23 protein-coding genes are annotated in these 23,480 nt (G+C 64.7%); 13 read left to right on the plus strand and 10 right to left on the minus strand.

The features are described 5' to 3' along the window. Positions 1-16: 16 nt before the first annotated feature. The 3 genes from ACVWYQ_RS04870 to pncA form a co-directional block, all read right to left on the minus strand. A complete protein-coding gene (locus ACVWYQ_RS04870) occupies positions 17-2,050 on the minus strand; it encodes an NAD(+) synthase (protein ID WP_271542264.1) in 2,034 nt (677 codons plus the stop codon). Positions 2,051-2,192: 142 nt separating this feature from the next. Further along, positions 2,193-3,308 carry an alpha/beta fold hydrolase gene (locus ACVWYQ_RS04875; protein WP_271542266.1) on the minus strand — a complete coding sequence of 372 codons (1,116 nt, stop codon included), beginning with the start codon at positions 3,306-3,308 and terminating at the stop codon, positions 2,193-2,195. Positions 3,309-3,324: 16 nt separating this feature from the next. Continuing rightward, positions 3,325-3,951 (minus strand): bifunctional nicotinamidase/pyrazinamidase, encoded by a 627-nt coding sequence (gene pncA / locus ACVWYQ_RS04880; protein WP_456725481.1) that lies wholly within the window; start codon positions 3,949-3,951, stop codon positions 3,325-3,327. A gap of 266 nt (positions 3,952-4,217) precedes the next feature. On the opposite strand from pncA, the gene glk reads away from it, so the two are divergent. Together glk and ACVWYQ_RS04890 are read left to right on the plus strand one after the other, a co-directional pair. After that, positions 4,218-5,189, plus strand: coding sequence for a glucokinase (gene glk / locus ACVWYQ_RS04885; protein WP_271542269.1), 972 nt, complete (start codon positions 4,218-4,220; stop codon positions 5,187-5,189). Between the two features lie 138 nt (positions 5,190-5,327). Beyond that, the gene (locus ACVWYQ_RS04890; protein ID WP_036012396.1) at positions 5,328-5,540 is read left to right on the plus strand and encodes a hypothetical protein; all 213 of its coding nucleotides are present in this window, start codon (positions 5,328-5,330) and stop codon (positions 5,538-5,540) included. Between the two features lie 33 nt (positions 5,541-5,573). Here the strand turns inward: ACVWYQ_RS04890 and ACVWYQ_RS04895 are convergent, their stop codons facing one another. Then, positions 5,574-5,951: a response regulator gene (locus tag ACVWYQ_RS04895; RefSeq protein WP_036012398.1), complete on the minus strand. Its 378-nt coding sequence runs from the start codon at positions 5,949-5,951 to the stop codon at positions 5,574-5,576. 112 nt (positions 5,952-6,063) lie between these two features. Continuing rightward, the gene (locus ACVWYQ_RS04900) at positions 6,064-6,867 is read right to left on the minus strand and encodes a Spy/CpxP family protein refolding chaperone (protein WP_271542272.1); all 804 of its coding nucleotides are present in this window, start codon (positions 6,865-6,867) and stop codon (positions 6,064-6,066) included. A gap of 491 nt (positions 6,868-7,358) precedes the next feature. Between ACVWYQ_RS04900 and ACVWYQ_RS04905 the strand changes: the two genes are divergently transcribed. From ACVWYQ_RS04905 to ACVWYQ_RS04940, 8 genes are all read left to right on the plus strand, one after another. Next, positions 7,359-8,699, plus strand: a complete 1,341-nt coding sequence (locus ACVWYQ_RS04905) for an ABC transporter substrate-binding protein (RefSeq protein ID WP_456725482.1) — start codon at positions 7,359-7,361, stop codon at positions 8,697-8,699. A gap of 134 nt (positions 8,700-8,833) precedes the next feature. Continuing rightward, positions 8,834-9,772, plus strand: a complete 939-nt coding sequence (locus tag ACVWYQ_RS04910) for a carbohydrate ABC transporter permease (protein WP_456725483.1) — start codon at positions 8,834-8,836, stop codon at positions 9,770-9,772. Next, entirely contained in the window at positions 9,772-10,683 is a 912-nt protein-coding gene (locus tag ACVWYQ_RS04915; RefSeq protein WP_225152665.1) for a carbohydrate ABC transporter permease, read from the plus strand. Before ACVWYQ_RS04910 ends, ACVWYQ_RS04915 begins: the two co-directional genes overlap by 1 nt. A gap of 20 nt (positions 10,684-10,703) precedes the next feature. Further along, on the plus strand, positions 10,704-11,804 hold the full coding sequence (locus ACVWYQ_RS04920; RefSeq protein ID WP_456725484.1) for an ABC transporter ATP-binding protein: 1,101 nt from the start codon (positions 10,704-10,706) through the stop codon (positions 11,802-11,804). Between the two features lie 37 nt (positions 11,805-11,841). Next, positions 11,842-12,831, plus strand: a complete 990-nt coding sequence (locus tag ACVWYQ_RS04925; RefSeq protein ID WP_456725485.1) for a hydroxyacid dehydrogenase — start codon at positions 11,842-11,844, stop codon at positions 12,829-12,831. Between the two features lie 165 nt (positions 12,832-12,996). Further along, positions 12,997-13,506, plus strand: a complete 510-nt coding sequence (locus tag ACVWYQ_RS04930) for a hypothetical protein (RefSeq protein ID WP_198400025.1) — start codon at positions 12,997-12,999, stop codon at positions 13,504-13,506. Positions 13,507-13,876: 370 nt separating this feature from the next. Next, a complete protein-coding gene (locus ACVWYQ_RS04935; RefSeq protein WP_275509917.1) occupies positions 13,877-14,728 on the plus strand; it encodes a DUF2147 domain-containing protein in 852 nt (283 codons plus the stop codon). Positions 14,729-14,906: 178 nt separating this feature from the next. Further along, positions 14,907-15,263, plus strand: a complete 357-nt coding sequence (locus tag ACVWYQ_RS04940; protein ID WP_456725486.1) for a hypothetical protein — start codon at positions 14,907-14,909, stop codon at positions 15,261-15,263. A 139-nt stretch (positions 15,264-15,402) separates the two neighbouring features. On the opposite strand, the gene ACVWYQ_RS04945 is transcribed toward ACVWYQ_RS04940, so the two are convergent. Both ACVWYQ_RS04945 and ACVWYQ_RS04950 read right to left on the minus strand, forming a co-directional pair. Beyond that, entirely contained in the window at positions 15,403-15,807 is a 405-nt protein-coding gene (locus tag ACVWYQ_RS04945) for a (R)-mandelonitrile lyase (protein WP_157287590.1), read from the minus strand. A gap of 22 nt (positions 15,808-15,829) precedes the next feature. Further along, the gene (locus ACVWYQ_RS04950; protein WP_036012452.1) at positions 15,830-16,528 is read right to left on the minus strand and encodes a ribonuclease activity regulator RraA; all 699 of its coding nucleotides are present in this window, start codon (positions 16,526-16,528) and stop codon (positions 15,830-15,832) included. Between the two features lie 257 nt (positions 16,529-16,785). On the opposite strand from ACVWYQ_RS04950, the gene pxpB reads away from it, so the two are divergent. From pxpB to ACVWYQ_RS04965, 3 genes are read left to right on the plus strand one after another with little or no spacing between them, the layout of a single operon-like run. Beyond that, the gene (pxpB, locus tag ACVWYQ_RS04955; protein ID WP_157287589.1) at positions 16,786-17,517 is read left to right on the plus strand and encodes a 5-oxoprolinase subunit PxpB; all 732 of its coding nucleotides are present in this window, start codon (positions 16,786-16,788) and stop codon (positions 17,515-17,517) included. Further along, on the plus strand, positions 17,514-18,551 hold the full coding sequence (locus ACVWYQ_RS04960; RefSeq protein WP_456725487.1) for a 5-oxoprolinase subunit C family protein: 1,038 nt from the start codon (positions 17,514-17,516) through the stop codon (positions 18,549-18,551). The genes pxpB and ACVWYQ_RS04960 overlap by 4 nt, the downstream gene beginning before the upstream one ends. A gap of 32 nt (positions 18,552-18,583) precedes the next feature. Continuing rightward, a complete protein-coding gene (locus ACVWYQ_RS04965; protein ID WP_271537982.1) occupies positions 18,584-19,354 on the plus strand; it encodes a LamB/YcsF family protein in 771 nt (256 codons plus the stop codon). Between the two features lie 109 nt (positions 19,355-19,463). Here ACVWYQ_RS04965 and ACVWYQ_RS04970 read toward each other — a convergent pair whose 3' ends face one another. The 3 genes from ACVWYQ_RS04970 to ACVWYQ_RS04980 form a co-directional block, all read right to left on the minus strand. Beyond that, entirely contained in the window at positions 19,464-19,616 is a 153-nt protein-coding gene (locus ACVWYQ_RS04970; protein WP_036028094.1) for a hypothetical protein, read from the minus strand. A gap of 236 nt (positions 19,617-19,852) precedes the next feature. Then, the gene (locus ACVWYQ_RS04975; RefSeq protein WP_271537981.1) at positions 19,853-21,469 is read right to left on the minus strand and encodes a sulfite reductase subunit alpha; all 1,617 of its coding nucleotides are present in this window, start codon (positions 21,467-21,469) and stop codon (positions 19,853-19,855) included. Then, positions 21,466-23,247, minus strand: a complete 1,782-nt coding sequence (locus ACVWYQ_RS04980; RefSeq protein WP_275509922.1) for a NirA family protein — start codon at positions 23,245-23,247, stop codon at positions 21,466-21,468. The genes ACVWYQ_RS04975 and ACVWYQ_RS04980 overlap by 4 nt, the downstream gene beginning before the upstream one ends. Positions 23,248-23,480 lie beyond the last annotated feature (233 nt).

Consider the following 23,480-nt stretch of genomic DNA (forward strand, 5'->3'; position numbering starts at 1 on the left):
CGATCCGCTGCCCCGATCAGTTCGGCACGTTCCGCTCGAGATCCTCGAGCCATGCCGCTGCACTCGAATCCGAGGGCGCGCGCCAATCGCCACGCGGCGACAATGAACCGCCGGCCGAGACCTTCGGCCCGTTCGGCATGGCCGAGCGCTTGAACTGGCTGAAGGCGAAGAAGCGGCGCAGGAACACGTCGAGCCAGCGGCGGATCTCCGGCAGGTCATAGGCCCGGCGCCGGTCGCTCGGGAAGGCCGGTGGCCATTCGCCCTTGGCAACGTCCTTCCATGCCTGAAGCGCCATGAAGGCGATCTTGGACGGCCGCATGCCGAAGCGCAGCGTATAGAACAGGTTGAAGTCCTGCAGCTCGTAAGGTCCGACGGACGCTTCCGTGCTCTGCGGCTTCTGGCCGGCCTCGACCGGCACGAGCTCAGGCGAGATCTCGGCCACAAGGATCGAGCCGAGCGTCCGGTTGACGTCGTCGCTGAACTGCTTGGAGGAGATCACCCAGCGGATCAGATGCTGGATCAGCGTCTTCGGCACGCCGGCGTTGACGTTGTAGTGCGCCATCTGGTCGCCGACACCATAGGTGCACCAGCCGAGCGCGAGCTCGGAGAGATCGCCGGTTCCGATCACGATGCCGCCGTGATGGTTGGCGAGCCGAAACAGATAATCCGTGCGCAGGCCGGCCTGCACGTTCTCGAAGGTGACGTCGTAGACCTTCTCGCCCTTGCCGAAGGGATGGCCGATATCCTTCAGCATCTGCGTGGCCGTGGTGCGGATGTCGAGCTCCTGCCAGCTCGTCTGCAACGCCTTCATCAGCGCGAGCGCGTTGGTCTTGCTCTCGCTGCCGGTGGCAAAGCCCGGCATGGTGTAGGCCAGGATGTTCTCGCGCGGCAGGCCGAGCAGGTCGACCGCCTTGGCGGCGACGATCAGGGCGTGGGTGGAATCGAGGCCGCCCGACACGCCGATCACCACGCGCTTGGTGCCGGTGGCGCGCATGCGCTGCACCAGCCCCGCGACCTGGATGTTGTAGGCCTCGTAGCAGTCCTGCTCGAGCAGGCTCTCGTCGCTCGGCACGAATGGAAAGCGCTCGACCTTGCGCAGGAAGCCGATATCGGCGGCCGGCGGCTTCAGGGCAAATGTCACCTTGCGGAAAAACGCCTCGCGCTGCCGCCGGTTGTCTTCGAACGTTCCCATCAGCGCGCGCTCCTGCCTAAGCAGGTCGAGGTCGACGTCAGCCAGCGTGATCTGACCGCCCTGGCGGAACCGCTCGCCCTCGGCCAGCAGCACCCCGTTCTCGTAGATCGAGGTCTGGCCATCCCAGGCAAGATCGGTGGTGGATTCCCCGGCCCCGGCCGCGGAATAGACGTAAGCCGCGAGGCAACGCGCCGAGGTCGATTGGCACAGCAACGCGCGCGAGCGCGCCCGGCCGATCGTGATCGGACTGCCCGAGAGGTTGATCAGCACGCTCGCGCCCGCAAGCGCGAGCTCCGAGGCCGGCGTCACCGGGATCCACATGTCCTCGCAGATCTCGACGCCGATGGTGAGGCCCGGAACGTCCTCGGCCGCGAACAGGAGGTCCACCCCGAACGGCGCGTGCAGGCCGCCAAAGGCGATGGTCTCGCCGGCCATGCCGGCGCCGGAGGCGAAATGCCGTCCCTCGTAGAACTCGCGATAGGTCGGCAAGTAAGATTTCGGCACGACGCCGAGGACGTTGCCGCGATGAATGACGACGGCGCAGTTGTAGATGCGATTGCCAAAGCGCAGCGGCGCCCCGACGATCAGGACCGTCATTAGCCTCGCGGAAGCTTCAACGACGCTTGCGAGCCCGCGCTCGACCGCATCGAGCAGCGGATCCTGCTTCACCAGGTCCTCGATCGCATAACCGGACAGGCACAGCTCGGGAAACACCGCGACCGCGACCGATTGCTCATGGCAGGCATTGGCCGCCGCCAGCACGGCCTTCACGTTGGCGCTGGGATCGGCGACGTGGGAGGTGGTCACGCAGGCTGCCACGCGCGCAAATCCGTGGGCGTAAATCGAGTGGAAAGTCATCGAGCGCCGTACCCTCAAATCTCTCGCCGGCGGCCAAAGCCGTCAGCTCCGGTCATATTTAGCCCATCGGTCTGGCCCCGTGCAGGCCATCCGCCATCATGCATAACGGATTTGCGCCCCATCCGGTCCAGTGCCGGCGAGCTCAGGCGCTGCGGGCCAGCACGCCGGGCAGATCGCCGCGCAGCCACCCGGCGATCCGGGGCCAAGCATGCGCATGGGTGCGCGCGCCCATGAACAGGCCGAGATGGTTGCTGGGCTCGGATGCCGCTGCAACGAAGGCAGGTGGCGTACCGACGAGCCCCGCGGTGGCCAGCGCTTGCGTCGCCGGCACGACATCGTCGTCGAGGCCGGCGAGCAGGAAGATCGGCGCCTTGACGTCCTTCAGATCGATCGGGCGGCCGAGCGCGACGAAACGGCCCTCGGCGATGCGGTTCTCCCGGAAGATCGCGTTGACGATCTCGAGATAATAAGTGCCCGGCAGGTTGAGCGTCTCGGCGTTCCAGCGGTCGAACCGCGCCAGCAGCTCGGCGCCCTGCTCGTCCGAGAGATCCCGCTGCAATGCCGTCCTGATATCGTCGTTGTCAGGCGTTTTGGACCAGAGGCGCAGCATCTCCTCGCCACTGACATTGCCGCCACCGCGCGCGACCAGCTGGTCATAGACCAGCTCGGGCGCGTTGCGGGCAAGCCGGGACAGCGAGGACTCGATTGACAGGTCCACGGGAGCACCGACCAGAACCAGCCGCCGCACCTTGGCTGGAAAGCGCGCGGCATAGAGCAGCGACAGCCATCCGCCCTGGCACAGCCCGACGAGATCGACCGGCGCGCCGATCTCGTCGATGGCGACGTTGAGATCGCCGAGATAGCTGTCGATCGAGAGATAGCGCATGTCCGGCGTCGCCGACCGCCAGTCGGTGAGATAGACCCGGTCGATGCCGCCATTCTGCAGCGACTGCACCACGCTGTGTCCCGGGGCGAAATCGGCGATCAGGGCCCGGTGCAGCGCATAGGGCGCGCAGACCAGCGCCGGCTGGCCCGACCGGGTCTGCGAGCAATCGCGCAAGCCCATCGTTGCGAGCTCCAGCGCAATGCGGCTCGGCGTCGTCCATGGCAGGCTGCTGTCACCCTGTTGCTCGGGTACCCGCTCCAGCCACCAGAAGCAGGCGTCCATGGCGAGCTGCGCTGCGGCAAACGGCCAGAGCCGCGGATCATCAGGAGCCTGCGCTGGCCCACGTGGCGGTTTGGCGGTCTTGTCCACCATGGCTACCTCGACATCCTCACAGAAACGCCTCGAGGCTCACGACGGCAATGCCGAGGTCCCGAAAACTCCGATGGGTCGCCGCGACCGAGCCGCCCAGATCGATGCCGCGACAGGCATCCTCGATGACGGCCACCTCCAACCCTGCCTTGCGCGCATCTTCCGCCGAGAAGCGGACGCAGAAGTCCAGCGCCAGACCTGCGACAAAGACGGTCTTCAGCTCGCGTTCGCGCAAATAACCAAGCAATCCAGTCGGTGTCCGATGGTCGTTCTCGAACAATGCCGAGTAGGAATCGATGCCGCGGCGAAAGCCCTTGCGCACCACGAGGCTCGCTCGTGTCACGTGGAGATCGCGATGAAATTCCGCGCCGGCCGTGCCTTGCACGCAATGCGTCGGCCACAGCACCTGCCGGCCATAGTCGAGCTCGATGGTCTCGAACGGCTGCTTGCCGGCATGGTTTGGCGCGAACGAGACGTGGTCGCTCGGATGCCAGTCCTGGGTCAGCACCAGATTGGCGAATTTTTGGGCGATCCTGTTGATGGCGGGCACCACCTTCTCGCCCCCTGGTACCGCCAGCGCCCCGCCGGTGCAGAAGTCGTTCTGCACGTCGATCACCAGCAACACGTCGCGGTCGGAAATCTTCATCGCCGTCCCATTTCGATCTGCCGGGCGCGAGGGCGCCGGGCGACCACCTCAGTGTCGGCCTTCCCGCGCGGCTTCGCAACCACTGGCACGCGCGGCAGCTGCGCGAATTGGTCACCGTGGCCGCCACGATGCAACGGTTTGACCTCGTCCGTGTTGACTAGGCGCACCCAAGGGCAGATTCTCGCACCGCCCGCGCCAGGCGGATCGGGTCGAAGCAGCGGAGGACAGGGCTGCCAGGGCCTGAAGGTCGTGGCGGCGATGAGGCCATGAATATCGGCAAGACCGGAAAAATTCTTCTCGCCGATATCGGCGGCACCAATGCGCGCTTCGCGCTGAGCCCGAGCGGTCAGACCGGACCGATCGACTATGTCAAGGTCGCCGACTTCCCGACCGTGCGCGAAGCCATCGCGGACGTTTTGGCGCGCCGGTCCAACGGCGAGCAGCCCCATCGCGCGGTGCTGGCTGTGGCCGGTCCCGTCACCAACAATCGCTGCGTCATGACCAATAGTCCCTGGGTCATCGACGGCAACGAGCTGCAGTCCGCGCTCGGCTTCGACAGCGTCCATGTGCTGAACGATTTCGAGGTCGTGGCCTGGTCCCTGCCTGCCTTGGAGCCTTCGGACCTGGTCCCACTCGGCGGCGGCGACGGCCTGGCCGGCGAGCCGTTGCTGGTCGTGGGGCCTGGAACCGGATTTGGTGTGTCCTGCCTGGTCGACCGGCATGGTTCGCGCCTGGCCGTCGTTACTGAGGCTGGACATGCGACCCTGCCGGCGGAAAACGAGCGCGAGGAGCGCGTGATCGCCTGCTTGCGCCGGCGCCTCGGCCATGTCTCGATCGAGCGCGGCGCCCTCTCGGGCTCCGGGCTGCAAAATCTGTATGAAGCGTTGGCTGAGATCGACGGCGTCCAGGTGCCGCATCGCGATGCCGCAGGGATCACCAAGGCCGCGCTGGAGAACAGCTGTCCCGTCAGCCGCGCGACGCTCGATATGTTTTGCGCCATCCTCGGCTCGGTCGCCGGCAATCTCGCGGTGACTTTCGGCGCCCGCGGCGGCGTCTATGTCGCCGGTGGAATCGTGCCGCGCTTCCGCGAGTTCCTCGCGGCCTCTGCGTTCCGGGCACGCTTCGAAGCCAAGGGACGGTTCCAGGATTACCTGCGCAACATCCCGACCAGGCTCGTGATCAAGCCAGATGCGAGCTTCCTCGGCCTGACGACGTTTGCCGAGCACAATTCCGGCTGAGTAGCGGTTTCAGGCGGCGAGTTCCCGTCATGCACAGCTGATTGCGGCGCACCTGCGGTTCCACGCAGGTTCTGCTTGCCTGCGTGTTCCCGATGAGAAACAATCTAGCCGTGTGTGGCGTAGTTGCGGGGGCGTGACATGCGTAAGCAGGATTCGGGTTTCGACTATCACCGCTATCATCGCCTATTGCGCGAAGCGGACAGCGAAGACAAGCGGCTGGCGCTCATCGAGCTCCTGATCGAGGAAAAGGCCCGCGACCAGCTGGCTGCCCAGCGCGCTTCGGACCGCGCGGCCATGACGGCGCATACCATTGCCAGGGTGCTGAGGAACGGCCGCAGCCCCGGCGGTTGAGTTCTTCCCGCCAGGCGGCAAAAGCGCGATCGGTCAGCTCGGGATGGTGGCTGACGGCTCGGGAAACATTGAATCGATCATCGCCTTGAGCTGATCCATCGCGATCGGCTTGCGCAGGATCGGCCTGCGCCGGAGCAAGGACGGCAGCAGCTCAGGACCGTAGCCTGTGGCGAAGAGAAACGGTTTTCCGCGACGTTCGATCAAATCGGCGACGGGGTCGACATAGACGCCCATCAGATTGATGTCGAGGATGGCCAGATCGTACTGTGCGGTCATGGCAAAGGCGCTGGCGTCGCGCACATTGTCTGCCTCCGCAACGACGTGGTGGCCGAGTTCCTCCACCATGTCGGCGATCATCATCCGGATCAACGCCTCGTCTTCGACCAGGAAAACGGAGAGTCCGTCCGCCATATCAACCCCGCAATCAGCCGTGCGAAGCTAAGCATAACCGAATTGCGCTGTAGATACACGAATTCGTGGCGGGCGCCGTTAATTCACACGCGCCCGAACCGATTCAACTTGATCAATCCAGTCCGCGCTCGTGGCTGAGGCGCACCATTGCCTGGATGAACACCTGCTTCTGCTTGTCGTCGAGGCTGGAAAAGAGCGGCTCGGCGGCATCGGCGACGTTGCGCTGATCGCCGGCGCGATCGATCAGGAACTGGGCCTCGTTGCGCATCTGCTCGATGATGTCGTCGGGCGGATCGCGCTTGGCGCGCGCAATCCGCAGGTTGAGCCGCTCTGCGCCATTATGCCCGAGGTAGTGCATCGCGCTCGAGAATCCGTACCAGTGCTTCTCCTGATCCGGCGTGAGATTCAGCTCGCTCTTGATCCGCTCGATGTAGGAATCGCTGTTGGCGACGATCTGCTCGGCAGTCAGCTGCGGCGCACCGGGCTGGGTCAGAACCGTGACTTCCTTGTTGTCTTTACCCTTGTTGTCCTGCGGCGCGTTCTTCGCCTCCTTGGTCGCCTTGGCGCTCTTGCCCTTGGCGCTCTTGGCATCCTTGTCCTTGGCCCCGCCCTGCTGCTTGGAATCTTTCGTCGCCTCCTTGCCGGCCTCCTTTGGCGGCGGCGCCTGATTGCCGGTGTTGGTGTTGCCGACACCGAGCACGCCGGTGAAGACGCCGACCACGCCGCCGATGGCGCCACCGAGCACACCACCGACCGGACCTGCCGCCTTGTTGCCGGCCGCGGCGCCTTCCTGAACGCCCTTGACCAGACCTTGAGCATTCGCCACCGCGGCGGCCCCGAGCAACAGCGCGAGCACAGACGCCAGCGCAAGACATCGCCGCAGATGAAGCCGCGCGGGTGCCGCCGGTTTGATCATTCTCGTCTCCATCATCGATCGGACCTGTCAGCGGGGATCAGCCGCCAGGCGCAACTCTATCGTTTCCACCGCTCCGAGGTCCAGACGCGGCCGATTGCTGTCCACGCTCGAAAAGTCTTTCACGCGAAGCGCTTATCCAGGCTTATGCGAAACTGCGGCGTAAATGCGCACGCAGCGTTCAGACCGTTTGGCGCGCGAAGTGTGCGTCGCAAAAAAATACCGTGTCCCGCACCTGAGGCGCTTCGACTCGACACGCGTTGTGGCGTTTCCAGGCACACCATTAGTTTTAGACGCAGAGTCCTTCGGCTTTCTCGACAGACGCGATCAATCATGATCTGATCGCGCTACCAATTTGCTGCGACAGGCGTGAATTGCAAACGCAGGCCGACGGCACCAACAAGAAAATCGACCAACAACAACTCAAGAAACAAGAGTTCAAGAAAGAAGTCTCAGAGGAAACTCCAACAACAACACCCAAGCGAGGAAACGAGATGTCACGCAAGAAACTGACGCGACGTCAATTTGTGGCTGCCACTGCAATGTCCTCCGCGGCGCTGATCTCGGCGCCCTATGTCCGGGGCGCTTACGCCGCCGGCAAGCTCTCGATCGGCTTCTGGGACCATTGGGTGCCAGGCGCCAACAAGGCCTCGACCGACATCGTCAACGAATGGGCGGCGAAGGAGAAGGTCGAAGTTACGATCGACTACATCCCCAGCCAGGGCAACAAGAACCTGCTCACCATTGCTGCCGAAGCGCAGGCAAAGTCGGGCCATGATATTTTTGCCATGCCAACGTGGTGGGCCCACGCCAATGCCGACCAATTGGAGAACGTCAGCGACATCATGGGGCCGATCATCGCCGAGAATGGCGACGTGAACGGCACGGCCAAGTATCTGGGTACGTCCGGGAGCAAATGGCTTGGAGTTCCGGCTTCCGTCGGCAGCCAGATCAAGGGTCCCTGCTCCCGCATCGACCTGATGAAGAAGCATGCTGGCATCGACGTGCAGGCGATGTATCCGGTCGGTTCTGAACCAAAAGCTGATGACTGGACGCTCGAAACATTCCTGAAGGCTGCCGAAGCCTGTCACAAGGCTGGCGTCCCGTTCGGCATCGGCCTCGGCGAGACCACCGACAACGTCGATACGGCGGGCGCGATCTTCCTGTCGTTCGGCGCCCAGCTCGTTGACGCCAAGGGCAATCTCACCGTCAAGACCGATGCGGTTCGTCAGGCACTCGAATTCTACAAGAAGCTGATTAGCTTCCTGCCGCCCGACGCCGCAGCCTGGGATGACGCATCCAACAATAAATGGCTGGTCTCCGGAAGGGGGGCGATGATCATGAACCCGCCGAGCGCCTGGGCCGTTGCCAGGCGCGACGCGCCGCAGGTTGCGGAGCAATGCTGGACTCACGGCTTCCCGGCCGGACCCAAGGGGCGTTTTGCCCCCTACCTGCCGTACTTCTGGAGCATCTGGAATTTCTCGAAGAACAAGGACGCGGCGAAGAGCCTCCTGGTCCAGCTCTCGAAGCCGGCGTCCATCGAAAAGATGGTGGTCGCAAGCGGCGGCTACGATCTACCGGCCTACGAAAAGCTGACGACGTTGAAGGTGTGGCAGGAGGAAGGGCCGCCGAAGGGTACGCTCTATCACTATCCCAACCCCTACAAGCATCAGACGCTGTCGATTGCAGCCTCTCCCGCGCCGCCAAAGATTGCACAGCAAATCTACGCGCAGGCCACGCTGACCAAGATGTGTTTGCGTTATCATCAAGGTGAAGCGATGGAAAAGACGCTTGCCTGGGCCGAAGGCGAGTGTGAAGGCTTCATGCGGAGCTGAGACGGCCAAGGTGTCGCCGCAAGCGGCCGCAAGTCGTCTTGCGGCGACCCCTCGCCTCGGCACGAGCCACGAGCAGTTCGGCTCTCGTTCCGACATCGAGCTCTTTGTACTAAATCGCGCGAGGAAAATGCATCATGGCTGATGTGGCAGTGCGGCCGGACGGGATTGGCGCCACGCGACCGGCGCGAAAACGCTCCGGTTTGCAAAAGGCGCTCAAGCGCAGATCAACCGCGGCGTTCCTGATGACGCTACCGCTGATCATCCTCATCGCACTTCTGGTGATTTATCCCGCGTTCTATTCGCTTCACCTGGCGACCCTCAACAAGTCGATGCAGAAATTCATCGGCCTCGGCAACTTTGAGTTCCTGTTCAGGCGCGACACATTCTGGCTGGTCGTCAAGCAATCCTGCATCTTTGCCATCACCGCCGTGGTCTTCAAGGCGCTGATCGGGTTCATCGTCGCACACTTCGTCCACAACATTCCGGCCAAAGGCCAGCGCAAATGGCGCGGCATGCTGCTGGTCCCATGGGTGATCCCGCCCGCCATGAGCACACTGGCATGGCTCTGGCTGTTCGATCCCTCCTACAGTGCATTCAACTATACACTGTCGTTCTTCGGGATAGGCCCGATCCCGTGGACCGGCGACGCAGCCTGGGCGCGTTTCTCCGTCATTCTGGTCAATGTCTGGTACGGCGCGCCGTTCTTCATGATCATGTATCTGGCGTCCCTCAAATCGGTGCCCGAGCAGCTCTATGAAGCCGCGGCAATCGACGGCGCCAATTGGTGGCAGCGGATCTGGTACGTGACGCTGCCGATGATGCGCAACATCATCGCGATCACGACGCTGTTCTCGCTGATCGTCACCTTCGCCAATTTCGACATCGTGCGAATCCTGACCGCCGGCGGCCCGCTGGACCACACCCACATCTTTGCCACCTGGGCGTTCAGGATCGGCATCGAGGGAAGCGACATTCCGCTCGGTGCCAGCGTCTCCCTGTTCATGGTGCCAATCCTGGCGATCGCAGCGATCTTCATCCTGCGGGACGTCAACAAGCGCGGGAATGAAGCCTGATGAGCTCAGTCACGATCGACAAGGCCGCGCCGACACGCACGGTCAAATATGGCAGCATGAGCCGCGACCGCAAATGGGCGCTGAGATGGTCGTATTTCTTCCTGACGCTGTTTGCGATCTTCTCGCTGCTGCCGCCCATCTACATGCTGATCACCTCGCTCAAGAGCAGCGCCGAAATCTCTGCGGCGACTAATCCCTGGTGGGTCTTTCACCCGACTCTCGAGAACTATATCGGCCTGCTGACGTCGAACCAGTTCCTGCGGTTCTTCTGGAATTCGGCGCTGGTCTCGATTTTCGTGGTCACCATCACGATGCTGATCAGCGTGCCCGCGGCGTTCGCCCTTGCCCGGATGCGGTTCTGGGGTTCGGCGACGCTAGCGACCGGCGTGTTCCTGACCTACCTCATTCCGGACAGCCTGTTGTTCATTCCGCTGTTCAAGGTGTTCGCCCTGTTCGGCGACTGGACCGGCATCCAGCTCATCAACCGCTGGTATGTGCTGCTCTTCATCTATCCGACGCTGACGGTCCCATTCTGCACCTGGATCATGATCGGCTATTTCGCCTCGATCCCCAAGGAGCTTGACGAAGCCGCCATCATCGATGGAGCGTCCTGGTTCCAGACTCTGACCCGGATCTTCATTCCGGTCGCGCTGCCCGGGCTGATTGCCGCGACCATCTTCGCCTTCACCGTATCGTGGGCGCAATTCCTCTATCCGCTCGTGTTCACGACCTCAACGGACCAGCTTGTTCTGCCCGTCGGCATCATCACCACGCTGATCAAGGGCGACGTCTTCAACTGGGGACAGATCATGACCGGCGCGCTGCTCGGCGCCGCACCGCCGCTGATCATCTACGCCTTCCTGATGGACTACTACATTGCCGGCCTGACTGCCGGTGCGACAAAGGGTTGAAAGCGAAGGGTTGAACTGAAATGGCCGACGTTTCCTTGCGGAAGGTAGTCAAGCGTTACGACGATGTCGAAGCCGTGCGCGGCATCGACCTCGACATCGCCGACCACGAGTTCATCGTGCTGGTCGGCCCCTCCGGCTGCGGCAAGTCGACCACGCTGCGCATGATCGCGGGCCTCGAGGACATCAGCGACGGCGACATCATGATCGGCGGCGACATCGTCAACGACGTGCCGCCGAAGGACCGCGACATCGCCATGGTGTTCCAGAACTACGCGCTCTACCCGCACATGACGGTCGCAGAGAACATGTCGTTCGGGCTGCGGCTGAAGCACTATCCCAAGGCCGAGATCAAGGCGCGGGTGACCGAAGCCGCACGCCTCCTCGACATCACCGACCTGATCGACCGCAAGCCGAAGCAGCTCTCCGGCGGCCAGCGCCAGCGCGTCGCCATGGGCCGCGCCATCGTGCGCAACCCGAAGGTCTTCCTGTTCGACGAGCCGCTGTCCAATCTCGACGCGAAACTGCGCGTGCAGATGCGGATCGAGATCAAGAAGGTGCACCAGAAGGTGCGCACCACGACGGTCTACGTCACCCACGACCAGGTCGAGGCGATGACGCTGGCCGACCGCGTCGTTGTCATGAACAAGGGCAAGATCGAGCAGATCGGCACGCCGAACGAGCTCTACCACAAGCCGGCGACGCGCTTCGTTGCCGGCTTCATCGGCTCGCCCGCGATGAACTTCATCCCGTGCCGGCTCGAGGATGTCGGCGGCACGCTTCAGCTGCGCCTCACCGACCGCATCGCCTTCCCGCTGCCGCCGGCTCGCGCCGCGCGCTACAACGCGCTGCCGCGCTCGGACAAGCTGCTGCTCGGCATCCGTCCCGAGCATCTCACCGAGTGGCATGCGCATCTGGCGCCCGGCGTCGAGACTTTCGACACCGTGCTCGACGTCACCGAACCGATGGGGATGGAGACGCTGGTCTATTTCGGGCTCGAGGGCACGCCGGTCTGCGGCCGGGTCGATCCCAATGCCGGCGCCAAGGACGGGGCACCCATGCGCCTGGCGATGGACCTCAACAACATGCACCTGCTAAATGAGGAGACCGGCGTCGTGTTGTGACGCCGCGATCCAAGAAAAGCGAGCAGGTAGGGGAGCGATGGCGACCAATAAGAAGAAGATTTTCGTTACGCAAACTTTGTCGCAAGGGGCACGTGCCGTCCTCAACCAGCGGGACGATATCGAGCTCGTCGAGTTTCCGAACCTGATCTCGGCGAAGGATTTCGAGGCCTTGTTGAAGAGCCATGCGCCGGTCCATGGCGTGGCGCTGGGCGCCACCGCCTTCGGCGAAACCGAGCTCGAGGCCGCGCGCGACATGAAGGTGGTGACCCGCATCGGCGTCGGCTACGACGCCGTCGACGTGCCCGCCCTCTCCCGTCGCAAGGTGCCGCTGATGGTCGCCGGCAGCGCCAACTCGCCCTCGGTTGCGGAAGCGGCGCTGTTCATGATGCTGACGCTGGCCAAGCGCGCGCAGGAGCTGCATTCCTGCGTCAAGGAGGGCACCTGGGCCGACCGGCTCGGCATGCTGCCGTTCGATCTCTACGGCAAGACCGTGCTGATCGTCGGCTTCGGCCGCATCGGCAGCCGCACAGCGAAGCGCTGCCTGGCGTTCGAGATGAAGGTGCAGGTCTACGATCCCTACAAGGATGCCGCCAACATCAAGGCGGCCGGATGCGAGCCGGTCACCGACCTCGACGCCGCGCTGCCTCACGCCGACTTCGTCACCATCCACTGCCCGAAGACGCCGGAGACCGTCGGCCTGTTCGATGCCGACAGGATCGGCCGCATGAAGGATAGATCCTACCTCATCAATACCGCGCGCGGCGGCATCGTGAAGGAAGCGGCGCTCTATGACGCACTGACGTCCGGAAAGCTCGCCGGCGCCGGCATCGACGTGTTCGAGGTGGAGCCGCCGCCGGTCAGCAACGCGCTGTTCGCGCTGCCCAACGTCATCATGGCCCCGCATGTCGCCGGCGTCACGGTCGAGGCGGTGAGCCGCATGAGCGAGCAGACCGCGCGCAACATTTTGAGCGTGCTGGACGCGGATCCCATCAGGCAAAACGTCATCAACCAGGACGTGCTGGGCTGAGATCGCGAAGGTCGGCGGCTCCCCCGGCCTTCGGAAGGCCAGAAAGCGTCCCATTTTGGTGCAGATCGGGCCCCAACTCAGCCTTAATCAAACGCGCGTAATGGAGGCGGAAGCGCGGCGGCAGTGGGACAGACTGGCCGGCGTGCCGAGCTGGAGGATGGACCCTTGACCGAGATCGACCCGACCGACCAGACACTGGCCACCATCGCCAGCATCCTGGAGAACCCCGAGCCCGTCCTCGTCATTCGCAAGACCGAGACCGAGATCGTGGTTGCAGGCGAGCGCGAGCACATCGCGTCTGACGAGCCGCCGATCGTGGACGAGCATCCGGCGATCGACGAGCATCAATTGCTCGAAGAGCATCCCGTGGTCGAAGAGCAGCCGCTGGCGCCGGAGCACACCGATGCCGACGGCTACAGCAAGGTCGGTCCGGGACCCATGGTCGCGATCCGTCTGAAATGGACGGTCCACCGCGGCGATGACGGCCAGTACTATGTCCACGAGACCATCGGCGAGCAGTCCGCGCCCGTGGTCAGCGGTCCCATGACGAGCGAAGCCGCGGTGCGTTTCGTCGACACCCAGCAGGATGAGGCGAACAGGCGCTTCGAGCTGCTGCGCAGCGAGATCGCCGGCCGCAGCTCGCTCGCCGATTACGAGCGCAAGGGCGAAGCGTAGGCTCTCGCATTTGAACATCTAGTAGTCGTCGTCATGCCCGGGCTTGTCCCGGGCATCCACGTTTTCTGTGCTGCGAGCACAGGCGTGGATGGCCGGGACAAGCCCGGCCATGACGCTGTGGAGACAAGCGTGCCCACGGCCCACGCCTCATCTGCGATTACCCGTCGTTGGACAGAGTTGAGCCTGCCGGCCTGCGCTGGGCCGCGTCCTCCTGTCGCTTTGCCTCGCCAAACTTTGGACCGGCTCCGGGCCTATTGAACCCGGAACCGCCGGCAGACGACTCATAACAACGACAGTGATCTAGATCACTTTCTGCAAGCGAGCCGGCGCGTAAGCGTCGATGCGGGGACCACCTGTTCAGGAGACGGAAATGAGGAAGCTGTTGGCCACGGCCGCATTCCTTTTGGCGAGCACTGCCGCGCAGGCGCAGTACACGTTTGAATATGGCGGGCGCACCATCCGCATCGATCCGGACCGCGGCACGGTGCAGATCCCCGGCGTCTACGACAACACAGGCCAGAATAAGCCCAAGAAGGCCAAGAAGAACGAGACGGCGCCGCAGCAGGCCACGGTCGATCCGCAAGCGCCGGCTGCTCCGGCCCCACCCCCCGCTCCTGCTGCGCCGCCCGCAGCCGTGCAGGCGCCCGCGGCCGCCGTCGCGCCGCCTCCTGCGCCGCCGGCTCCGCCGACGGCCGCGACTGCGGCCAATACGCCGGCCCAAACGGCCGTTGCGCCGCCGCCTGCACCACCTCCGGCCCCTGCGCCGGTCGAGCAGCAAGCCGCGCCCGCCGTGGCCCCGCCGCCCGCCCCGGCCGTGGCTGCGGCTCCGCCGGCCCCGCCTCCGCCACCTGCGCCTGCTCCCGCTCGCGTTGAAGCGGCCGCAGTGCCGCCTGCACCTGCAACCGCGCCGACGCGCGACCTCAATTCGCCGGTCGGCGTCTGGCTCACCGAGGAGAAGGAAGGCAAGGTCCGCATCGAGCAATGCGGCACCAACCTCTGCGGCTATTCCGTCGACAGCAAGTCCAACCAGAACGGCGAGCAGGTGCTGATCAACATGAAGCCGGGCAAGGACCAGAAATGGTCGGGCCGCATCCTCGATCCGAACTCGGGCTCGACCTACGATTCGACGATCGCCATGAAGGGCACCGACCGGCTACGTGTGCAGGGCTGCGCCTTCGGCGGAATGTTTTGCGGCGGCCAGACCTGGACGCGGGTGAATTGAGATCCGCCTGATCGTTCTTACGCAGACAAGGGGCCCGCGATGCGGGTCCTTTGCTTTTGCGCCCTGGCGTGCCGGCGTGCGCAGGCTCACACAGCCTCCTGCGCACGTGACAGCCCTCACATCGCCGGTTCCGCGCACGTGTCACGGTCCCCCGCATGGTCAACCACAGGGGCGTGTCATGAACGTGTTTCGCAAGGCTCTATTCGCCACCGCCGTCGTCATCGCTGTCCCGCTCGCGCAAGCCGACGCTGCGACAAGCACGTTCGATGGCGCATGGAATGTCCGCATTGCCTCCTCTAGCCAGGCTTGCGGCAACGGCGCGACCGTCGCGATCGGCATCAATAATGGTCAGATCGCCTCGAGCAGCGCCGCAGTGACGGCGTCGGGGCGCGTCGTCGAGGCCGGCAACATCAAGGTCACCCTGAGCACCGGCATCAAGCGTGCCGTCGGCTTCGGCCGGCTCAGCGGCGCGTCCGGCTCCGGCACCTGGCGCGGCGCCATGTGCACGGGCACGTGGACGGCGGAGAAGATTTAGGTGCCGTGTCCCGGACAAGCGGCAGCGCGAAGCGTTGCCGCGCAGAGCCGGGACCCAGTGCTCTCAGCGGGTCGAAGATCTGGGTCCCGGATCGGCGACGCATTGCCTTGGGCGATGCGTCTTGTCCGGGACACGAGAGTCAGCCCACCGCCGCGCCATACTCCGCGTCAGTGACCGGCTCCAGCCAGGTCGAGTAGACGCCGTCGAGCGCTTCCTGCATGGCGATGTGGCACATGCCGTTGGTCGGCGATGCGCCGTGCCAGTGCACTTCACCCGGTGGAATCCAGACGGTGTCGCCGGGACGGATTTCCTGGACCGGGCCGCCCTTGGTCTGAACGCGCCCGACGCCCGAGATCACGTAAAGCGTCTGGCCGAGCGGATGATGATGCCAGTTGGTGCGCGCGCCGGGCTCGAATGCGACGCGCGAGACGTTCAGTCGTGCAGGCTCGGGGGCCATGTTGATGGGGTCCTGCCACACGGTGCCGGTGAAGTGTTCCTTCGGCGCGCGGCGGGTCGGCCGCGTGCCGGCGAGCGTGATGTCCATGAGGGTCCTCGTTCCTTGTCCGTTACTTCTTGCTGGCGGCGTAGCGCGCCTTGGTTTCGGCGTTCATGGGATAGAGGCCCGGCAGCACCGCGCCGTTATTCACCTCGTTGACGATCCAGGCTTCCATCCGCTCCTGCTCGACGCCCTCATTGAGGACGTGATCGAGCATCGCCTGCGGGATCAGCACGCAGCCGTCCTGGTCGGCGACCACGATGTCGTTCGGGAAGACGGCAACGCCGCCGCAGCCGATCGGCTCGCCCCAGCCGACGAAAGTGAGGCCTGCAACCGACGGCGGCGCGGCATAGCCGTCGCACCAAACCGGCAAATTGGTGCCGAGCACGCCCTCGACGTCACGCACCACGCCGTCGGTGACAAGCGCGGTGACGCCGCGCTTGACCATTCGCGCGCAAAGGATGTCGCCGAAGATGCCGGCATCGGTGATGCCCATGGCATCGACCACGGCGATGCAGCCCTCCGGCATCGCCTCGATCGCGGTGCGGGTCGAGATCGGCGACGACCAGGATTCCGGTGTCGCCAGATCCTCGCGCGCCGGCACGAAGCGCAGCGTGAAGGCCGGTCCCACCAGCCGCGGCAGGCCCGGCCGCAACGGACGCGCGCCGCGCATCCACACATTGCGCAGGCCCTTCTTCAGCAGGACCGTGGTGATGGTGGCGGTGGTGATGCCGGCGAGGGTCTTGCGGGCTTCGGGGGACAGCGACATGGACGAGAACGAGCTCCAAGGTGCGGGAAAGAACGCGCGCATCTTGCGAGCCGCGAGCTTTGCGTCAAGGGCCAAGAGGCTAGCAATTACGCAGGGCCGCAGCGCCGTTATGCGATGCGATAACAAGGCTTTATCGCTTCCCCTTGCATTAATTTATTGGACTTGCGGGCACATTTACGCGAAGCAGGGACAAGCGGAACTCAAGGTCGAGCCCGCGTTCCCGAGAAGCCCGATTCCGACAGCGCTCTGACAGCTCAATGGCCGCGACGCTTCCCCCGCCCCGCCTTCTGCCCAGTGGCGACAGTGCCGTCACGGTCGAGTTCAGCCGCACCATCGACGACGATGCCAACCAGCGCGTGCTGGCGCTCGACAAGGCGCTGCTAGCTGCGCCCATCGACGGCATCACCGAAACCGTGCCGACCTATCGCTCGCTGCTGGTCCATTACGATCCCGGCAAGATCGGCTTCGATGCGCTGGGCGAAAAGATCCTCCCGATCGCCACCCGGCCGCTGCCGCCGGTCACGAAAGCGCGCCGCTGGCGCGTTCCCGTCGCCTATGGCGGCGAGCACGGCATCGACCTCGAGGACGTCGCCAAGACGTTGGGCACCACGCCGGATGACATCGTCATCAGGCATTCGGGCGGCGATTACAAGGTCGCCATGATCGGCTTCACGCCGGGCTGGTCCTATCTCAGCGGCCTCGACAAATTCCTGCACATGTCGCGGCGGCAATCGCCGCGACTGTTGACGCCGGCCGGCACGATCTCGATCGGCGGCGTCCAGGCCGGCATCCAATGCCTGGCCGCCCCGAGCGGCTGGCATCTGCTCGGCCGCACCCCGGTGCGAACCTATCAGCTCCACCGCAATCCGACCTTCCTCACCGAGCCCGGCGACCGCGTCACGTTCTACCCGATCGACCACAAGACATTCGAGGACATGGACCGCGCTGCGGAAGCCGGCGAGATCGTCGCTGAGCAGGTGGACGCATGAGCCGGCTCGTCGTTGCCAGCATCGGCCCTGCCAGCTCGGTCCAGGACGGCGGCCGCCACGGCGCGCAGCGCTACGGCTTGACCGTGAGCGGAGCGATGGACCGGCTGTCGCTTGCGGCGGCGAACACTCTGGTCGGCAACGAGCCGTTCGCGGCCGCCATCGAGATCGGCCCGTTCGGTGCCTCCTTCACCGCCCGCGACGGCGCCGTGCGCGTGGCGATATCGGGCGCGCCGCGCAATGCGGACATCGCCGGCAGCGCGGTCGCGATGGACACCTCGGTGACGCTCAAGGATGGCGAGACGCTGACGCTCGGCTTTGCCCGCGGCGGCGCCTTCACCTATCTCGCGATCGAAGGCGCCATCAAGGGCGAGGCCGTGTTCGGCAGCCTTGCCGTGAACGCCCGCGCCGGCCTCGGCAGCCCCTACCCGCGCCCGCTCCAGGCCGGCGACGAATTCACGGTCGATGCCGCGAGCGGCGCACCGGAGCTGCGCATCGAGCTGCCGAAGTCGGCGAGCGGCCCGATCCGCGTGCTGCTAGGGCCTCAGGACGACGAATTCGACGACGCCAACAAGGCGCTGTTCCTGGATAGTGAGTGGAAGATCTCGGCGACCTCGGACCGCATGGGGTACCGGCTCGAAGGCCCTGCGATCAAGCATCTCCACGGCCACAACATCGTCTCCGACGGCACGGTCAACGGCAGCATCCAGGTGCCCGGTAACGGCGCGCCGATCGCGCTGATGATGGATCGCGGCACCTCCGGCGGCTATCCGAAGATCGCAACCGTGATCACGGCCGATATCGGCCGCCTCGCCCAGACCTCGGCAGGAACCGCGTTCCGCTTCAAGGCGGTCAGCATGGCCGAAGCGCAGGACGAGGCGCGCAAGTTCGCGCAAGCGATCCGCAGCCTGCCCGATCGCCTGCGCTCCTCCGACATCGTCGCGCTCAACATCGAGGCGCTCAGCGATGCTAACGTGGCGGGCTATGCGGTCAGCGCGGTCGATGCTGGGACGTGGCAGGTCACGGCGGAGCCATAAGCGACAACAAGACCAGAGGCGGAGAGCAACCCATGAAAACAGTCGATCTGAATTGCGACCTCGGCGAAGGTTTTGGCGCGTGGGAGATGGGCAACGACGCCGCGATGATCGAGCTGGCAAGCTCGGTCAACGTCGCCTGCGGCTTCCATGCCGGCGACCCCGACATCATGCGCCGGACGGTGGAGCTTGCGAAGGCGCGCAGCGTCTCGGTCGGCGCGCATCCCGGCTATCGCGACCTGCACGGCTTCGGCCGGCATCCGATCGCAGGGCTCAAGGCCTCCGAGATCGAGAACCTCGTCGCCTACCAGATCGGCGCGTTGCAGGCTATCGCGACTGCGGCCGGCCACAAGGTCACCCATGTGAAGGCGCACGGCGCGCTCTCCAACGTCGCCTGCGAGGACGACATGACGGCGAAGGCGATCGCTGCCGGCATCAAGGCGGTGGATCCCAGCCTGATCTTCGTCGTGCTCGCCAATTCGAAGCTGGTGAAGGCCGGCGAAGACGCCAACCTGCCGATGGTCCACGAGGTGTTCGCCGACCGCGCCTATGAGGATGACGGCAACCTCGTCTCACGCAAGAAGCCCGGCGCGGTGCTGCACGACGCCAAGGCGATCGCCGAGCGCGTGGTGCGCATGGTGCAGGACGGTGCGGTGGTGTCCGTCACGGGCAAGGTCATCAAGATGCGCACGGATACGGTCTGCATCCATGGCGACACGCCCGGCGCGGTCGAGATCGCGCGCGGCGTGCGGCAGGCGTTGAAAGCTGCGGGGATCGATGTGGCGCCGTTCAAGCGCGGGGCGTGACAAACGCTCGGTAGCGTAGGGTGGATTAGCGAAGCGTAATCCACCTCTTCTGCTGCATCCATACAAGTGGTGGGTTACGCCTTCGGCTAACCCACCCTACGCAGACACATCAGAACGGATGCACCGACAGCGTCCCGAACACGATCGCCGCGATCACCGCAAACGCGCTGTACATCGCAACGTGGTGCATGCTCGCCCCGGTCCGGCGCGAGAGCGAGCGCGCGTAGAAGTGCAGCCTGGCTTCCGCCGATAGTTCGCGCATGGTCGATCTCCAACGCCCCATTTGCGGGAGTATGAAGGATCAACCAGGACGGGAGGCAAGACGGTGGCGGAAATAGCGATGAGGGTTCTCTGGAGGCCCCCCATCGCAGACGCAAATTCTCTTGACCAGCAGGTTCCGAGAATCTTATTCGTTAAAGTCCGAGCCAGTTGGAACCGACTCGGATGACAATCGGATGACACCGAAGGCCGAAGCGCGATGATCCGACGTTTCAACCGCTAATACACATCAGCCTGGAAGCGGCCGGTCTTCTTGAGCTCGGCGACGAAACTGACGGCTTCATCCGTCGAACGTGCCCCGAACTGGGCGACGATGTCGACCAGCGCGCGCTCGACGTCCTTGGCCATGCGCTTGGCATCGCCGCAGATGTAGAGATGCGCGCCCTCGGCGAGCCAGGTCCACAATTCGCGGCCAACCTCGCGCATGCGGTCCTGCACGTAAAACTTCTTCTCGCCGTCGCGCGACCAGGCCAGCGACAGGCGCGTCAGAAGCCCTGAGGTCTTCATGGCGTTGAGCTCGTCCTGATAGAAGAAATCGCAATCGCTGCGCTGATGGCCGAAGAACAGCCAGTTCTTGCCGGGCGCGCCGGTCGCCTTGCGGTCGAACAGGAAGGCGCGGAACGGCGCGATGCCGGTGCCGGGACCGACCATGATGATCGGCGTCTTCGGGTCCTGCGGCAGGCCGAAATTGTGCGCCTTCTGCACATAGACCTTGAGCTTCTCGCCTTCGTTGATCCGCTCGCCGAGGAAGGTCGAGGCGACGCCGAGCCGCCTGCGCTTGCCGATGACGTAGCGCACCGAGTCCACCGTCAGTGACAGCTTTCCCGGCGTCGCATTGTGCGAGGACGAGATCGAGTAGAGCCGCGGCTGCAGCGGCTCCAGCGCCTCGACGAAGGCCTCGGGATGCGGCCGCGTGCCGGAAAACTTCTGCAGTGCCGCCATCACGTCGAGCGTCGCGGCATCGCCATCGGGATCCTCCCCCTGCGCCAGCGCCCGCGCCTTCTCGCGCTGCGCGCCGCCGGTGATGAAGGAGATCAGCTCGAACAGCGTGTCGGGCGCCGGCGACAGCGAGACGTCGTCGATCAGCACCTCGCGCAGCGTCTTGCCGTTGACCTTGGTCGTGTGGGAGGCGCCGAGCAGCGCGATGATCTGGTCGACGAGGCCGACGTCGTTGCGCGGGAAAACGCCGAAGGAATCGCCAACGACATAGTCGAGCTTGCCCTCGGAGAGATCGAACTCGATGTGATAGGTCTCCTTCTCCGACTTGCCCTTGTTGAGAAGACGGCGCGACAGGAAGGTCGCCTGGATCGGATTATCCCGCGAGCGGCCGGGCTCTGCGATCGTCACGGTCACGGCCGGCGCCGGAGCGCCGGCCTTGTCAGCGGTCTTGTCCGTGATCTTGGCCGCGGGCGCCTTGTCGAGCTCCTCGTACAGCGACTTCAGCATCCGCGCAGTTTCCTTGCCGCCGGGGACGCACAGATTGAGCCGCGCTTCGCTGCGGGACGCGATCGCTTCCGAATAATCGTGGCAATTGTAGCCGCACTGGCCGCAATCCTGCTGTGCCATCGCCGCCATCATCTTGCGGCGCAGGGGACGGCCTTCGGCAAGCTTCATCCGCTCGGCGATCGGCATGGTCTGATCGTGCCACGGCGCTTCGCCGTCGTCGCCGTCACCGGCCGGCATGACCGCGGCGCCCTGCTCTGGCGACAGCGGCGTTGCGACATCAGGCGAGAGCAGTCCGGCAAAGAAGCCGTTTAGCCAGGAGCGCTGCGCGTCGGAGAATGGCGCGCTGGCGGGGATGATATCGAGTTTCGGCGGAGGCGTGATCTGGTTCATGCGGACACCTGTGCATCGGCAAGCTTGCGCAGCGTTTCGCCGTCATGGCGGCGCGCGAAGGAGAGGAAGGTTTCGTCGGGCGAGGCGCGATTGGCGAGATAGGCCTTGAGCAGCGCCTCGACCGTCTTCGGTGCGTCCTCGGCCTTGAGGTCGTGATAGACTTCCTGCCCGACATCGGCGTCGGGGCCGAACCCGCCGCCGGTGAAGAGGTGATAGCCCTCGACGGTGTCCTCCTCATTGACCGGCACGCGCGCGCCGATCAGTCCGATGTCGCTGATGTAATGCTGCGCGCAGGAATGATGGCAGCCGGTCAGGTGGATGTTCACCGGCTTGTCCATCGCGACGCGCGGTTCGCACCAGTCACCGATCTCCGCGGCATTGCGCTTGGTATTGGACGCCGCGAAGCGGCAGCCGGCATTGCCGGTGCAGGCGATCAGGCCGGCGCGGATGTGCGAGGCCTCGACCGCGAGCCCGATCTGCTTGATGGCGGCAATGGCAAGCTCGACATTCTCGTCGCGCACGCCCGAGATCAAGAGGTTCTGCCAGACCGTGAGGCGGATCTCGCCGTCGCCGAGGTCGCGCGCGACCTTGGCGAGGCCCCGCATCTGATCGGAAGTGAGCTTGCCGAGCGTGAGCGATACGCCGATCCAGTTGAGGCCATCCTGCTTCTGCTTGTGCACGCCGATATGCGCCATGCGATCCGCCGCGGGCCGCGGCGCGAACGCCTCTTCCGGCACGCGCGTGAACGGCGTCTTCAACCGCTCCTCGACCAGCTTGAGGAAGCCGTCATGGCCCATCGCGTCGAGCACGTATTTCAGCCGTGCCTTGTTGCGGTTGGTGCGGTCGCCATGCTCGATGAACACGCGCACGATGGCGTCGGCGACGGCGGTCGCCTGCTCCGGCCTGACGATGATGCCGGAATATTTCGCAAAATCCTTGTGGCCGGTGATACCGCCGAGGCCGAGCCGGAACCAGACCCCCGGCTCGACGCCGAAACCGTCCTTTACCTCATAGGCCGTGAAGGCGATGTCGTTGGTCTCTTCCAGCACCGCGATCCGGCCGGCGCCGTCGAAGGCGACGTTGAACTTGCGCGGCAAGCCGTAGAGCGAGCGGTCGTTGAGGATGTGGTAGTGCCACTCGCGAGCATAGGGCCGCGTGTCGATGATTTCCTGCGGATCGATGCCGGCGGTCGGCGTCCCCGTCACGTTGCGGATGTTGTCGGCGCCGGAGCCGCGCGAGCACAGGCCGAGATCCTGGATGCCCTCGATCATTCTGATCGCGTGCTTCGGCGGGATCTCGCGCAGCTGGAGATTGGCGCGCGTGGTCACGTGGCTGTAGGGGCCGCAGAGCTCGTCGGCGAGATCGGCAAGGCCTGACAGCTGCCAATGCTTCATGATGCCGTTCGGGATGCGCAGGCGGCACATGTAGGAGTCCTGCGTCGGCGCGACATAGAAGATGCCGTAGTAGCGCCAGCGGAAATTGTCCGCCGGGCTCGGCGGGGTGTTGTCGAGCGCCTGCTGGCGCAGCCGCGGATAGGCGTCGAAGGGATGCTCGTCGCGCTTGAACTTCTCCTGATCGGCGAGCTTCTTGCCCGACGCGATCACCTTGTCCTGCGCCTTGATGTGCACGGCATCGGGACCCACAGGCTCGGCATTCGCCTTGCCGCTGCCGCCACCGAGGCCGCGGCCGACGCGGCTGATCTGCAGGCCGGTCGTGAAGCCTTCGAGATAGCGTTTCTGCTCGTCGGTAAAGTCGACTGAGAGCGTATCGATTTTCATGGTCGGTAACGAAGCTCCTGCGGCCACCAAAGTGGCTTCGACGGATTGGCGCGACCCGCGAGGAACTGAAGGCTGGCTCAGAAGCCGGCTTCGTCACCCACGGTCCGATCAGCTTCGTTGCTGCGGGACTTGGCTCAGCAGGCACCTATGACAAGCTGGCCGCAGCGCAACATTCAAGTTGCGTGCCAGCTTGGTCGAAATAAAAACCAATGAAGTTTCAGATAATTAGGATG

The sequence above is a fragment of the Bradyrhizobium sp. USDA 3397 genome (assembly GCF_054060965.1).

Coding starts and splice junctions, on each gene's coding strand:
- ACVWYQ_RS04870 (WP_271542264.1), bottom strand. CDS start 2,050: ATGACTTTCCACTCGATTTACGCCCACGGATTTGCGCGCGTGGCAGCC.
- ACVWYQ_RS04875 (WP_271542266.1), bottom strand. CDS start 3,308: ATGGTGGACAAGACCGCCAAACCGCCACGTGGGCCAGCGCAGGCTCCT.
- pncA (WP_456725481.1), bottom strand. CDS start 3,951: ATGAAGATTTCCGACCGCGACGTGTTGCTGGTGATCGACGTGCAGAAC.
- glk (WP_271542269.1), top strand. CDS start 4,218: ATGAATATCGGCAAGACCGGAAAAATTCTTCTCGCCGATATCGGCGGC.
- ACVWYQ_RS04890 (WP_036012396.1), top strand. CDS start 5,328: ATGCGTAAGCAGGATTCGGGTTTCGACTATCACCGCTATCATCGCCTA.
- ACVWYQ_RS04895 (WP_036012398.1), bottom strand. CDS start 5,951: ATGGCGGACGGACTCTCCGTTTTCCTGGTCGAAGACGAGGCGTTGATC.
- ACVWYQ_RS04900 (WP_271542272.1), bottom strand. CDS start 6,867: ATGATCAAACCGGCGGCACCCGCGCGGCTTCATCTGCGGCGATGTCTT.
- ACVWYQ_RS04905 (WP_456725482.1), top strand. CDS start 7,359: ATGTCACGCAAGAAACTGACGCGACGTCAATTTGTGGCTGCCACTGCA.
- ACVWYQ_RS04910 (WP_456725483.1), top strand. CDS start 8,834: ATGGCTGATGTGGCAGTGCGGCCGGACGGGATTGGCGCCACGCGACCG.
- ACVWYQ_RS04915 (WP_225152665.1), top strand. CDS start 9,772: ATGAGCTCAGTCACGATCGACAAGGCCGCGCCGACACGCACGGTCAAA.
- ACVWYQ_RS04920 (WP_456725484.1), top strand. CDS start 10,704: ATGGCCGACGTTTCCTTGCGGAAGGTAGTCAAGCGTTACGACGATGTC.
- ACVWYQ_RS04925 (WP_456725485.1), top strand. CDS start 11,842: ATGGCGACCAATAAGAAGAAGATTTTCGTTACGCAAACTTTGTCGCAA.
- ACVWYQ_RS04935 (WP_275509917.1), top strand. CDS start 13,877: ATGAGGAAGCTGTTGGCCACGGCCGCATTCCTTTTGGCGAGCACTGCC.
- ACVWYQ_RS04940 (WP_456725486.1), top strand. CDS start 14,907: ATGAACGTGTTTCGCAAGGCTCTATTCGCCACCGCCGTCGTCATCGCT.
- ACVWYQ_RS04945 (WP_157287590.1), bottom strand. CDS start 15,807: ATGGACATCACGCTCGCCGGCACGCGGCCGACCCGCCGCGCGCCGAAG.
- ACVWYQ_RS04950 (WP_036012452.1), bottom strand. CDS start 16,528: ATGTCGCTGTCCCCCGAAGCCCGCAAGACCCTCGCCGGCATCACCACC.
- pxpB (WP_157287589.1), top strand. CDS start 16,786: ATGGCCGCGACGCTTCCCCCGCCCCGCCTTCTGCCCAGTGGCGACAGT.
- ACVWYQ_RS04960 (WP_456725487.1), top strand. CDS start 17,514: ATGAGCCGGCTCGTCGTTGCCAGCATCGGCCCTGCCAGCTCGGTCCAG.
- ACVWYQ_RS04965 (WP_271537982.1), top strand. CDS start 18,584: ATGAAAACAGTCGATCTGAATTGCGACCTCGGCGAAGGTTTTGGCGCG.
- ACVWYQ_RS04970 (WP_036028094.1), bottom strand. CDS start 19,616: ATGCGCGAACTATCGGCGGAAGCCAGGCTGCACTTCTACGCGCGCTCG.
- ACVWYQ_RS04975 (WP_271537981.1), bottom strand. CDS start 21,469: ATGAACCAGATCACGCCTCCGCCGAAACTCGATATCATCCCCGCCAGC.
- ACVWYQ_RS04980 (WP_275509922.1), bottom strand. CDS start 23,247: ATGAAAATCGATACGCTCTCAGTCGACTTTACCGACGAGCAGAAACGC.